This is a genomic window from uncultured Algibacter sp. (genome assembly GCF_947487575.1).
Taxonomy (GTDB): Bacteria; Bacteroidota; Bacteroidia; order Flavobacteriales; family Flavobacteriaceae; genus Algibacter_B.
In genome coordinates this window covers 58,266-71,882 of the sequence record NZ_CANKXG010000006.1, presented here as the reverse complement: position 1 = coordinate 71,882, position 13,617 = coordinate 58,266, and the positions used below count along the sequence as shown (strand labels likewise).

At 32.0% G+C, this 13,617-nt stretch carries 7 protein-coding genes; all 7 read left to right on the top strand.

Going from position 1 to position 13,617, the window contains the following annotated elements; translation table 11 throughout:
• Nucleotides 1-2: 2 nt before the first annotated feature.
• Nucleotides 3-1,796: a metallophosphoesterase gene (locus Q0870_RS07810; RefSeq protein WP_298554154.1), complete on the top strand. Its 1,794-nt coding sequence runs from the start codon at nucleotides 3-5 to the stop codon at nucleotides 1,794-1,796.
• A 15-nt stretch (nucleotides 1,797-1,811) separates the two neighbouring features.
• Nucleotides 1,812-5,843 (top strand): two-component regulator propeller domain-containing protein, encoded by a 4,032-nt coding sequence (locus Q0870_RS07805; protein WP_298554152.1) that lies wholly within the window; start codon nucleotides 1,812-1,814, stop codon nucleotides 5,841-5,843.
• Nucleotides 5,844-5,987: 144 nt separating this feature from the next.
• Nucleotides 5,988-7,298, top strand: coding sequence for an L-fucose:H+ symporter permease (gene fucP / locus Q0870_RS07800; protein WP_298554149.1), 1,311 nt, complete (start codon nucleotides 5,988-5,990; stop codon nucleotides 7,296-7,298).
• A 146-nt stretch (nucleotides 7,299-7,444) separates the two neighbouring features.
• A complete protein-coding gene (locus Q0870_RS07795; protein WP_298554146.1) occupies nucleotides 7,445-8,470 on the top strand; it encodes a LacI family DNA-binding transcriptional regulator in 1,026 nt (341 codons plus the stop codon).
• Nucleotides 8,471-8,534: 64 nt separating this feature from the next.
• On the top strand, nucleotides 8,535-11,390 hold the full coding sequence (locus Q0870_RS07790; protein WP_298554144.1) for a glycosyl hydrolase-related protein: 2,856 nt from the start codon (nucleotides 8,535-8,537) through the stop codon (nucleotides 11,388-11,390).
• Nucleotides 11,391-11,413: 23 nt separating this feature from the next.
• Nucleotides 11,414-12,118 carry an RraA family protein gene (locus tag Q0870_RS07785; protein ID WP_298554141.1) on the top strand — a complete coding sequence of 235 codons (705 nt, stop codon included), beginning with the start codon at nucleotides 11,414-11,416 and terminating at the stop codon, nucleotides 12,116-12,118.
• A gap of 38 nt (nucleotides 12,119-12,156) precedes the next feature.
• Nucleotides 12,157-13,617, top strand: a complete 1,461-nt coding sequence (locus Q0870_RS07780; protein ID WP_298554138.1) for a sugar porter family MFS transporter — start codon at nucleotides 12,157-12,159, stop codon at nucleotides 13,615-13,617.

The window sequence follows — 13,617 nt, the reverse complement described above, 5'->3', positions numbered from 1 at the left end:
AAATGTTCAAAAGACTTAGTGTCATTTTTATTGGTTTGCTATTGTTTTCTTGTAATGAGAAGCAAGGAAAAACAGATAAGAGTTTTAAAGTGGCTTTTATGGCAGATGTGCATTTGCAAGATATTTACGGAACGTTTTCAGATAATGAGTATAAAGGTGTTTTAAATCCAGCAACAGGCAAATATACCTTGGCAAGAACCATGCAATCACAATTGCAATCTACGCGATTATTCAACGAAAATTATTTTGCTTTTTTAGCTGCTTTAGATGATGTAGCGTCTCGTAACATAAAATATGTGGTTTTACCAGGCGATTTTAGTGACGATGGACAAATGCTGAACATAAAAGGGCTAAAAGGAATATTAAAAAAGTATTCAGAAGCGCATGATATTGAGTTTATACTTACAACAGGTAATCATGACCCTGTGCGCCCGTTTTACCAAGAGTCGGGTAAATACGATTTTCTTGGAGAAGGTGGCAATCAACAACCTATTTTTAGTTCCGAAAAAGCATTTGAAGCTCAAGAAAATCAAGAATTGAACCCCATTTTCACCAAAGATATTGCTAAGTTAGGGTATGAAGAAATTCTTTCCGAATTAAAGGATTTTGGCTTTTTTCCAAAGGAAAAAGATGTGTATTGGGAAACACCGTTTTCAGATTATACGTATTCAAATTATCAATTTAATGAGGCAATACAACAAGCCGATTTATCAAATAGAAATTATGAAATTCCGCCTTTTGGAAACAAAATTCCAGATGTAAGTTATTTAGTAGAACCCACGGATGGACTTTGGTTTTTAGCTATTGATGCGAATGTTTATGTGCCAAAGAATTCAAAAAATTACAGTAGTGCAAGTATTGGTTATAATAATGTTTTAACGCATAAAAAACACTTGCTAAATTGGATAAAGACTGTTACGCAACGTGCAGAAAAGTTAAATAAAAAACTAATCGTTTTTAGTCATTATCCAACTGTAGATTTTAACGATGGTGCCTCAGAACATATTCAAAATTTATTAGGAGAAACTAAAATGCAATTGCACAGAGTACCTAAAGAAGCTGTAGCAAAAGCTTTTGTAAATGCTGGTGTAAAAGTCCATTTTGGCGGTCATATGCATATTAATGATACGGGCATAGCAACCTTTATAAATGGTAGTTTGGTAAACGTTCAAATTCCATCATTAGCAGCATATATTCCCGCCTATAAAATAGCAACTGTATCAGCCAAAGAATTTAAAATAGAAACTATTGTAGTGGATAGTGTTCCTAGGTTTAGGGAGTTATTTTTCCTTTACAAACAAGAACATCAAAATTTGAAAAAGAATAACTCAAAAATAGTATGGGATTCTACTATTTTAAAAGCTAAGAGTTATAAAGATTTCACCCAATTTCATTTAAAGGAATTGGTACGATTACGATTTTTAGAAGAAGATTGGAATATTTCTTTTACCGATTTTCTAGTGGAAGCAACAGGAGAGGATTTACTGAAATTTGCTTCAGGGGATACTAAAAATAATACTGAATTTAAAACTTGGACAGGTTTTGATATGCTTTTTGATTTATATCGACTGCGTTCTGCAGATGCTCTTGCTTTTAGTGATATTGGAGAAAAAAGATTAGATAATTACAAACAAATCATTGAACTGTTTCAGGGTAAATTCCAGCTTTTAAAAACACCTTCTAATAGACAAAAAGACTTCAATCAGTTTTGTTTCATCTTTAAAAAGTTTTTAAATGGTGAGCCATCTGAAAATTTTGTGATAAATTTAGAAGAGCACAAAATTATAATTAACTAAATATCGAGCACCAATTTGAAAACGAATAGACTGTTTATATTTTTCATTTTTATCAGTACTTGCATAACAAGTGCTCAAGAGCTCGTTTTTGAACATTATAATGAAGTAAATGGACTATCTCACAACTCAGTAAGGTCTATTGTACAAGATAGTAAAGGCTTTTTGTGGATTGGTACATTTGGAGGAGTAAACAGGTTTGACGGTTACGATTTTAAAACCTTTGAAGTTAAAGTTGATGATCCTAATTTTCTGAATAGTGATGATATTTTAGAGATTGTTGCAGACAAGCACGATAATCTTTGGATTGCAACAGACTTTGGTCTAACTAAATACAATATTCCAACACACACATTTAAAACGTATCATAGCAATAAAAATAAGAAGAATGCAATTGTAGGAGATAAAATCAGGTCTATTTTTATTGATAACTCAGATAGACTTTGGGTGGGTACCATGCAAAATGGAATATGTTATTTTAATAAAAAAGAAGAACGTTTTTATAAAGTCAATGCAGATGGAGCTAAGAATATAAGGTCAATATATCAAACTAGCGATGGTAAAATATGGTTTACAACTTTTAATAAAGGTGTTTTTAGTCTTACTATAGATGAAAAAAATAATATTTCTAATTTCAAAAATTATAAGTTGTCTCCTAAAAAAGGTGAACTAATTAATGATTCGGACGCTTATTTTATTTTAGAAGATAAGTTGCATGAGTTATATGTAGGAACAAAAGATGGATTATATCAATTTAATAATATTGATAACGAGTTTAGCCTGATTCATAAAGATAATTCTACTGATTATTTTAGATGCTATACCATTGCTCCTGATGGAAAATACTGGTTTGGTACATTAAACGGTATTATAGAATGTGAAAGTATTGAGGATATAAAAAACAACACATTTAATAGGTATATTCCAGATATTAGAAACACGAGTTCTTTAGTAAATAATTATATTTTATCTCTTTATTTTGATCAATCTGGCATACTATGGATAGGTACAGAGAATGGCTTAGATAAATTAGATCCTTACGAAAATCAATTTAAATCTATAAAGGCAAATTTTACTTCAAGTGGCAATATTCCAGTTATAAGCTCCTTTGCAAAAACCTATGATAATAAAGTGTTAGTAGGAACAAATTCTAACGGATTGTATATAAAATATGGTAATGCATTTAAGCAAATACTAAAATCTTACAAGAGAATAAGTAGTATTTATACCATTGATAATATTGAGTTTTTTATAGGATTGTGGAGCGGAAAAGTTCTAAACTATAACTTAAAAACTAACAGCGTAACAGAGCTAAATGTTGGTGTAAAATCATCTCCAATATCAACATTTTATAAAATTTCTGATACCAAGTTATTAATAGGGTCTGTTGGAGAAGGGTTAATTGAGTTTGATTTAAAAAAGAGAACGTCTTTAAAAATTAATCCTGAGCTTGATGCTATGCAAGATATTAATAAAATTGTACCTGATAAAGAAGATGTTTTATGGTTGGCTACAGAAGAAGGTGTAGTTAAGTATAACATAGAAAATAAAGAAACAAGGCATTACAAATTTGAGGAAAATAAAAGACGATTATCTAATAATAAAATAAAAGACATTATTATTGATGGTAAGGGTACAGTTTGGGCAGGTACACGAAAAGGGCTTAATTATTATGATTCATTAAGAGATGACTTTTTTCTTAAAGAGAATCCTGTAGAATTGAAGAATAGTTGGATAACAGATATGACAACTGACATTCATGGCTGTTTATGGTTAAATATGAATTATAATAAGATTGTAAAGTATATCCCAGAAAAAAACGAGTACAGATCGTTTCACATAAACAATGGTGTGCGTTCAAATCTTATTAATAAACGTGGGTTTTTGCAATATGATAACACAAGAATTTATATAGGTGGAGACAAGGATATTATATATTTTTCACCTATTGATATAAAGGAAAATACCAACGCGCCTAAGCCTTTAATAACGGATTTTAAAATACAAAACAAGGAAGTATTGCCAGGAATTGAAATTGATAATCAAATAGTTCTTAATAAAGATTTAAACTATAATAATTCAGTTGAATTAAAATATCGCAATCGTAATTTTTCAATAAAGTTTGCAATACCATCTTATGCCAATGAGCGGTTAAATACCTATGAATATAAGCTAGAAGGTTTTGATGATACCTGGAATACAACTACAAGTAATTCAAGAACAGTTCAATACACTAACTTATATCCTGATGATTATATTTTGAGGGTAAAAGCGTCTAATAATAACGGATATTGGAGTGATGTATCAACTTATAATATAAGTATATCGTCTCCTTTTTGGTTAACATACCAATTCTTTATTTTGGTTTTGGTGTTACTTTCAGTTTTTATTTATTTTTTAAGAAAACAGATTAAATACCGTATTCAACTAAAGCAAGAACTTTTACTTGAAAAAGTAAAAAGAGAACGAGATGAAAAATTAAATAACGAAAAGCTGCGGTTTTTTACAAATATCTCTCATGAATTGCGTACCCCTTTAACGTTAATTTTAGGTCCAGCAAAACAATTACTAAATGCACAAGTTGGAGGAAGTCAATCAAAACATAAAATTGGTTTAATTCATCAAAATGCCAACAGACTTTTAAGACTAGTAAATCAAATATTAGATTTTAGAAGAGCTGAAACTGGAGAACTAAAACTAAAAGTTTCAGAAGTTGATGTAATACAAAGCACAAAAAGTGTTTTCTATTCTTTTATAGAGTTAGCGCAGTCAAAAAACATCAATTTTAATTTCAATACCGAAGACGATGCAATTATGTGTTGGGTAGATATTGATAAGTTGAATAAGATGCTTTATAATCTGTTGTCAAATGCAATGAAATTTACTGATAATCATGGTAATGTTGATTTATTTATAGGTATCGGAGATAAAAAAAATAAAACCTTAATCATTGAAGTTAGTGATGATGGTATTGGTATACCCTCAGAAAGTCAGGAAAAAATATTTTCAAGATTTTATCAAGCTAAAAATAGTATGAAGAATACAACGGGAACTGGTATAGGACTTTCCTTAGTAAAAGCCTTGGTAGAAATTCATAAAGGCTTAATAAAGGTTGAAAGTGAAACTAAAAAAGGAAGTGTATTTACTATTGAATTGCCAGTTTATAAAAATGCTTTTACAACTGAAGAAATACAAGAAGTAGATACTGAGAATTCTCAAAAGAATACTGAGGAAATTATTAAAGATGCTCCTTTAGTGTTGAATCAAACTGAATCTAAAACCAAAAATTTAAATATTGATGTTAAGCATAAAATATTAGTTATAGAAGATAATTCTGAACTTAGAAAATATGCTGTAGACTATTTGTCTGACTTTTTTACAGTTTATGAAGCTGAAAATGGAAAAGAAGGCTTAGAAATTTGTAAAAAGATAAAACCAGTATTGTGCGTAGTAGATGTTATGATGCCAGTAATGGATGGTTTTAAGTTTGTAGAAGCCTTAAAAAATGATGAAAATATTAGTCATATAGCAGTTATTTTGTTAACAGCTTTGGCAGAAAACGAAAATAGAATTAAGGGCTATAAAATTGGAGTAGATGGCTACTTAGTTAAACCTTTTGACCCCGCCTTATTAAAATCGAGAATAGATAACGTTATAAAAATTCATTTTGATTTAAAACAACGTTTTTCAGGGGTTGCAGAAAGCGATGTAATGACCTTGGCACATTCTCAAATTGATATTGATTTAGTATCTAGAATCAAAGAAGTTATTGAAACCAACTTAAACGAACCTAATTTATCGCCAAGTTTCGTTTCAGATGAAATGGCTATGAGTTCTTCTAAATTATACAGAAAAATAAAGCAGTTAACAGATTTGTCTCCTAACGAGTTCATTCGAACCATTCGTTTAAAAAAGTCAGCTCAACTTTTAAAAACTAAAAACTACAATGTCTCTGAAGTATCGGATATGGTTGGATTTAATGACCCCTTATATTTCAGTAGGGTTTTTAAAAAGCAATTTGGTTACGCTCCTAGTAAATTATTAAAGTAAAGTGTTTTTTATGTCTTTTAAGGCGTTCTAAAATTTTTCATTTTGAAAACATCCATGTTTTTGAATAAAATGTCTGTATGCTATTATAGCTTAAATGCGACATTTGATGTTTATAAATTAAACTCTATAATTTAAATTCAATACATGAATTCAAAACAAAAAATTGAAGTTGTCCCTAAAAAGATGCTATTGCCTTTTATTTTGGTAACATCACTTTTTGCGCTTTGGGGTTTTGCAAATGCAGTTACAGACCCCATGGTTCAAGCATTTAAAAAGGTGTTAGAGCTTTCAAATTCACAAGCAGCATGGGTGCAAATGGCATTCTATGGCGGGTATTTTTGTATGGCTTTACCAGCTGCTATGTTTATGAGGAAGTATTCTTATAAAACTGGTATTCTCATAGGTTTAGGTTTATATGCCGTTGGCGCTTTATTATTTTATCCAGCCGCAACAACAGAGCAATTTTGGTTTTTTTGCTTGGGGCTATATGTCTTAACTTTTGGATTAGCTTTTTTAGAAACTGCCGCCAACCCTTATGCACTTGCTATGGGGCCAAAAGAAACAGCAACTCAACGTTTAAATTTGGCACAAGCATTTAATCCAATAGGATTAATTGTAGGATTATTTGTTGCGCAACAGTTTGTTTTAAAAAATTTAAAATCTGATGATATAGAAAATTTCAGTGCTTTAGATGAAGCTTCAAAACTTTTAATAAAAACATCAGATTTATTAGTAATTAGAAATCCTTATGTTATTCTTGGGCTCGTTCTTCTAGGCATCTTTGTTTTGTTTTTGGTTGCTAAAATGCCACAATCTAAAGAGGAAGGCGCAATGCCTAGTATTAGTGATACGTTTGGTAACCTGTTTAAAGATAGTAAGTACACTTTAGGTGTTTTAGCTCAAATATTATATGTTGGTGCCCAAATAATGTGTTGGACTTACATTTATCAGTATGCAGAGGCTATTGGTATGGATAGTGTTACAGCAGGCTATTATCAAATGGCTGCGTTTATATTATTCACAATTGGTAGAGCTATTGGCACTTATATGTTAAGATTTATGAGTTCTGGTAACTTGTTAATGGTTTTTGCTGTATTGGCAATGTGTTTTGTTTTAGGTACTATTTTTATTAACGGTATTGTTGGTTTGTATGCGCTAGTGGGTGTGTCATTTTGTATGTCTTTAATGTTTCCAACAATATATGGAATTGCACTTGGAGATTTAACTGAAGAGCAATCAAAAGTTGGGTCAGCAGGATTAGTAATGGCTATTGTTGGCGGAGCATTAATGCCAAAATTGCAAGGCATGATTATAGATTTGGGAGGTAATGGCGTATCTGATACTAAAGTATTAGGTGTTTCAGAGGTTAACTTTTCATTTATATTACCATTGTTGTGTTTCTTATATATTTCATGGTACGGTTATTTTGTGAATTGCAAACGGGTAGTAGTTTAACTTTTTCAATTTATAAGAAGGTTAATAAACAATAATTTTGTTCAGTTGATTTATGTATATTAAATTTTAAAAGCAAAAATTTAGGAAATTTAAATCTAATTAACTTTATTTGTATAGCTAAGACTAAACCGTTTTAGTTTTACTAAATGAAAAAGGTATATCTGAAAGATATTGCAAATGATTTAAATGTTTCCAAGACGGCAGTTTCGCTGGTTTTGAATGATAAAGGAGACGAAAATAAAATAAGTCAAGATACCCAGCAAAGAATAATAGAATATGCTAAAAAGCATAACTATATTCCAAATCAATTAGCACGTGGGTTAAGTAGAGGTAAGAGTGAAACTATTGGTTTAATTATTCCTAATATTTCAGATACATTTTATTCTAAAGTATCGGGTGTAATTGAAAGGAAAGCAAAAGAACAAGGGTACACAGTACTTTTTAGTAGTTCTTATGAAGATCCTGAAAAGGAGGGAGAGCTAATACAGTCAATGTTAAATAGGCAAGTGGATGGACTAATTATAGCATCTACGCAGAAGAATCAAAAAGAAATTGATTTTTTAAAAAAAGAGAAGTTTCCTTTTGTTTTGTTTGATAGACATTACCCTAATAAGGATACCGATTATGTGGTAGTTGATAATTATTTAGGCACTAAAAAAATTACTGAGCACCTTTTAAATTTAGGCAGAGAACAAATAGGGTTGATAACATTGAAACCAGCTTTAGAACCTATTGCGCAAAGACTTTTGGGATATAATGATGCATTGAAAAGTTTTAATATTGAACCAAGAAAAGAGTATATAATTGAAATTGAGCGCGAAGCATATTTAGAGGAAATTGAAAAGGCTGTATCAAAATTAATATTAAGTTCAACACCTGTTGATGCTATTGTATTTGCAACGCATTATTTGGCTTCACAAGGATTAAGAGTACTTAAAAAACTAAATATAAATGTCCCGCAAGATGTAGCAATTGTTAGTTTTGATGAGTTAAGTGCTTTTGATATTGTTGAGCCACCAATTACAGCGGTAATTCAGCCTATTAAAGAAATAGGTTGTTCAGTCATAGAAATATTATTAAATAAAATTGAAAGCACAGTTCAGCAAGACATAAAGCCAACTGTCTTAAAAACAAAACTTGAAATAAGAGAATCTTGTGGTCAATTATTATGAGTAAAATAATTTTTTAATCAATAACTAAACCGATTTAGTGAAAATATAATTAAAATTAATAGTAATGAAAAAACACTCAATTTTAATCCTAATGCTAGTTTTTAGTTTTGCATTTGGACAAAAAACAATCAACATTAATTACGTAGAACCTTATGAATATACAGAGGTTACCGGAAATTTATTAGCTAAAGCAAGTTTAGATGTTGAGAAGCATCAACATTATAAAAAAGTAGTTTTAGAAAGTGGTAAAACAATAGAGGTTAAATATGAAGATGGTAAAGCGTGGCTTTGGTTGCCAGTTTTTGGAACTCCAGAAAGCATGACATTCGTTGGTACTTCTAGAAAGTATACTACAAAGCAATTATTCACACCTTTAGTGACAACAGACTGGGGGTATTTTGAAGAAGGTACATTTCATGTTATTTCTTCATCACACCAAGATATAGCGTGGATGGATACACCTGGCCATTGTAGACATGAACGTATACATGATATTATTGCGCCAGCCTTAGACATCATGCATGACGATAAAGGGTTTCATTTTGGAATGGAACAAACGCTAAACCTTAAAGAATTTATTGAAGAGTTTCCAGATAGAAAGCAAGAGGTTATGACACGCTCTAACGAAGGAAGATTTACGTGGGGAGCAACCTACAATCAACCTTATGAAGGGATGCAAACCGATGAACAATTGATTCGAGAAATGTATTTTGGAAGACGTTGGCTTAAAAAGAATTTTGAAGGTAACGATGTGGTTACCGCTTTTAATACAGACGTACCAGGAAGAACGTTACAGTTTCCTCAAATACTAGCAAAATCTGGTGTAGAAAACTTATTTGTTTCGAGGATGAAAGAAGGTTTCTATAATTGGTACTCCCCCGACGGTTCATCAATACCAACATATAGCCCAGGGAATTATGGCTGGGCTGTTATGTTTTATAAACTTTTTGAACAAGATGCCATTGAGGCAATGCACAAATTACAATCAAGAGTAAAAATGTGGGGAGATTATTATAAAGAACGAAATCTGCCACCTCATTTTGCTATATTAATTAGTAACGACGCTGCTGGACCTGCAAATTATGGGAATATTGTGTCTGAATGGAATGCTATTATAAAGAAAACAGGTGTAAAAATGCCAATACTAAGGCATTCTACGGTAACCGCATTAATGAATGAAGTAAAAACACCAGATGCCGTTTTTGAAACAATTTCTGGGGAAAGACCAAATATATGGTCTTACATTCATGGACCTGGACATGCAAAAGCAATTACTGCTTCAAGAAAAGCAGGACGTTTATTGCCTTCAGCAGAAATTTTTGCTTCAATAGATGCCGTTTTAAATGATTCGTTTAATAATTATCCAACAGAAGCAATTTCTAATGCCTTTGAAGAATCCATTTATCCAGATCATGGTTGGGGAGGAAAGAACGGACATATAACCGATAGTATTTTTCGTTCTAAATTAGAATTTGCAGCTTCTGAAGCAGATAGATTAATTGAAAAATCACTTCAATCAATCACTAAAAAAGTAAAAACCAACCGCAACAATGCCATTGTTGTTTATAACGACCTTTCTTGGGCAAGAACCACTACCGCAGCTGTAGAATTAAAGGATAATTCAAATTATTACGTTGTTGATGCCAACGGAACAGCTGTTGCTTCACAAATAACGAAACGAGACGGAAAAAGAACACTGGAATTTGTGGCTCCAAACATTCCTTCTTTAGGATATGCTACATTTTACTTAAAAAAAGGAAAAAAATCAGTTAAGATTAAAAAAACGGTATCCCCTAACGCACTAAGTAACGAATTTTACACATTACGATTAGGAGATGGTGGTTTAACTTATTTGTTTGATAAGAAGTTAAATAAAGAAGTAGTAAAAACAACAAGATTTGCAGGTGGAGATATTATTACCATGAAATATGATGGTAATGGTGCAGGGGAGTTTACCCAAATGACAGAACCTAAAATGGACGGTTTTAATAAAACAAGTCAACATACATCAAATTGGGAAATAGTAAGTGATGGGGCAGTTTATACCGAGTATAAAAACAAGGTTAAGTTTAAACATGCAGATATTGTTCAATATGTAAAAGTGCATCACCATATTAAAAAAATCGATTTTTCAGTTGATATTTTAAACTGGGATGGTACTCACAATCGTGAGTTTAGATTCATGCTACCTTTAGATATGGAGGATTCCACAATTAAATATGAAGTACCTCTTGCAATTGCAGAAGTAGGAAAGTCAGAAATGAAAGAAGCACCACGCGGGTGGGCGTGGGGTGGAACTTACGATCAAAAACCTGTAGAGATTCATCCAAGAGAAGTAATGAATTTTATTTCTTCAGAAAAAGATGGTTTTCAAGTAACCTTAGCTACGGATGTTTCATTAGCAGACTGGATAGATCCAACGAGAGAATCGGTAGAATATACAGTGCTTCAAGGTATTCTTATGGCATCACATAAAAGTTGCCACGGCGAAGGGAATTGGTACCATCAAACAGGAGATCATCATTTTGAGTTTTCAATAACATCAAATAAAGCCAATGATGAAACGTCTTATCAATTTGGAAATGGTTCAAACCACCCATTACAAGTTGTAAAACAAGACAAGAAAAACTATTCAGGAACTTTACCTACAAGTCATAGCTTCTTTAACGTTTCAGACCCTATGGTACGCGTTAGTACTATTAAAAAAGCGGAAGATGAAAATGCACTTATTTTAAGACTTGTTGAGCTTGATGGGAAAAATAGTCAACCAACAATTACTTTACCTAAAGCAGCTTCAGAAGTGATTAAAACAAATTTAATTGAAGAGGAAGTTAAAACACTTGATGTAAATGGTAAGAATATAAAAATTGATTTAGGTAACAACGCTATTGAAACCTATAAAATTCTACTAAACAACTAATTAATATTTTGTAATTAAATTATATGAGCAGTACAAAGAAAATATGGAAAAATGATAAAGAGCTATTCAGTATAGCTAAATCAGAATTATTCGTTGCCTTAGTAGGCGATATTTTAGATACACTTGGTTATCAACATCAATTTCTTCCACCAAATATAAAACCTTTAAACACAGATTTTGTTTTAATAGGAAGAGCTATGCCTGTGTTAGAAGCGGATGTTTTTGAAGAGTCTGCTGAAAATACCAATAACCCAATGATGAAAAAACCTTTTGGGATTATGTTCGAAGCTTTAGACGATTTAAAGGAAGATGAAGTTTACATCTGTTCAGGCTCGTCTCCAAGATATGCACTTTGGGGTGGATTAATGAGTACAAGAGCTATGAAACTCAAGGCAGCTGGGGCTGTACTTCATGGCTATTCCAGAGATACAAACGAAGTTTTATCACTTAATTTTCCAACATTTTCTTATGGTGGTTATGCACAAGACCAAGGTCCACGAGGAAAAGTGATAGATTATAGAGTGCCAATTGAAATTGAAGGTACGCGCATCAATCCAGGAGATATTATTTATGGAGATAGAGATGGTGTAATTATAGTACCTAAAGCTGTTGAAGAAGAAGCATTTATGGGTGCCATAGGAAAAGCTAGAGGCGAACAGTTAGTTAAAAAAGCTTTAGAAGAAGGTATGAGTACTGTTGACGCTTATAATAAATTCGGAATTATGTAAAAGTAAAATGCAAACTAACTAAACTAAAACCACATATTATGAGTACTAAAAAATCTAACTATTTATTGGGAATCAGTTTTGTGTCTACCATCGGAGGATTTCTGTTTGGATACGATACAGCTATTATCTCTGGCTGTAATTCGTTTTTAGAACAGCACTTTCAATTGTCTGCAGCCATGTTAGGTTGGGTAGTATCATCAGCATTACTGGGTACAATTTTAGGCTGCGTAGTGGCAGGGTCTATAACAGATAAATTTGGAAGAAAAAAGGCACTTATTTTAGCGGCACTTTGTTTAACCGTATCGGCCTTAGGTTCTATGTTACCGCCACAATTTTTAGGTAATTTGGATAACAACTTTTGGATAACATCAGATGTTACTACATCTTTTAATTTCTTAATAGTAGTCAGATTAATAGGCGGTATTGGTGTTGGTATAACATCTGTAGTAGCACCAATTTATATTTCAGAACTTTCTAAACCAGAGAGTAGAGGCAAAATGGTGTCTTTATATCAGTTGTCCATTACTTTAGGTATTTTATTAGCCTTTTTAATAGATTGGATTGTATTAAGTAATGCAGGCGATGCGGCAGGAGTCATTACTAAAGAGCCGTCTTCATTTTGGAATTGGCTATTTGTAGATGAGTTATGGCGTGGTATGTTTGGTACAGAAGTTCCTATTGCATTACTATTCTTAGGCTTACTTTTTATAGTGCCAGAAACCCCTAGATGGTTAATTACTAAAGGGAGAAAAGTTGAAGCGTTAGCGATAATGGAAAAGATACTTGGAAAAGAAGAAGCACAACTGGAGATGAAAGAAATAGAGGCTCTAGAAAAAGAAGAGACAGGAGGCTTTAAAGAATTGTTTCAACCGTTTTTAAGAATTCCACTTTTAATAGGTATTCTACTTCCAATGTTTGCGCATTTAAGCGGTATTGCAGCAATAATGTACTATGCACCAAATATTATTAACGAATCTGTAAAAAGTGTAGAAAGTGCTTTTTTAGGTGCGGTTTTAGTGGGGGTTGTAAATAGTGCATTTACGTTTGTAGCCATTTCTCAGATTGAAAAGTTTGGTAGAAAAAAACTACTACTTATAGGAGTTGTAGGCGCTTTTATTTCACTATCTGGTGTTGGTATATTGTTCGCTATTGGTTCACAATATGTTATCATACCGTTACTAATGTACGTAGCAAGTTTCGCATTCTCATTTGGTCCAATTGTTTGGGTTATTATTAGTGAGATTTTCCCCACTAGAATACGAGGTTTAGCGGTGTCTATCGGAAGTTTCTCATTAATGGTTACTGGTTTTGTAGTCACGCTTACCAATCCTGTTTTAATAGAAACTATTAATGCTTCTGGAACCTTCTTTTTATATGCCTTTTTAACCATGCCAGCCATTTGGTTTATATGGAAATTTGTTCCAGAAACAAAAGGAAAAACTTTAGAAGACATAGAAAAACACTGGCATTCATTAATTAAGACTAGAAACAAATCATAA

Bases quoted from the DNA above. Each gene is read 5' to 3' on its own strand.
- Q0870_RS07810 (WP_298554154.1), top strand. From the start codon at position 3: ATGTTCAAAAGACTTAGTGTCATTTTTATTGGTTTGCTATTGTTTTCT.
- fucP (WP_298554149.1), top strand. From the start codon at position 5,988: ATGAATTCAAAACAAAAAATTGAAGTTGTCCCTAAAAAGATGCTATTG.
- Q0870_RS07795 (WP_298554146.1), top strand. From the start codon at position 7,445: ATGAAAAAGGTATATCTGAAAGATATTGCAAATGATTTAAATGTTTCC.
- Q0870_RS07790 (WP_298554144.1), top strand. From the start codon at position 8,535: ATGAAAAAACACTCAATTTTAATCCTAATGCTAGTTTTTAGTTTTGCA.
- Q0870_RS07785 (WP_298554141.1), top strand. From the start codon at position 11,414: ATGAGCAGTACAAAGAAAATATGGAAAAATGATAAAGAGCTATTCAGT.
- Q0870_RS07780 (WP_298554138.1), top strand. From the start codon at position 12,157: ATGAGTACTAAAAAATCTAACTATTTATTGGGAATCAGTTTTGTGTCT.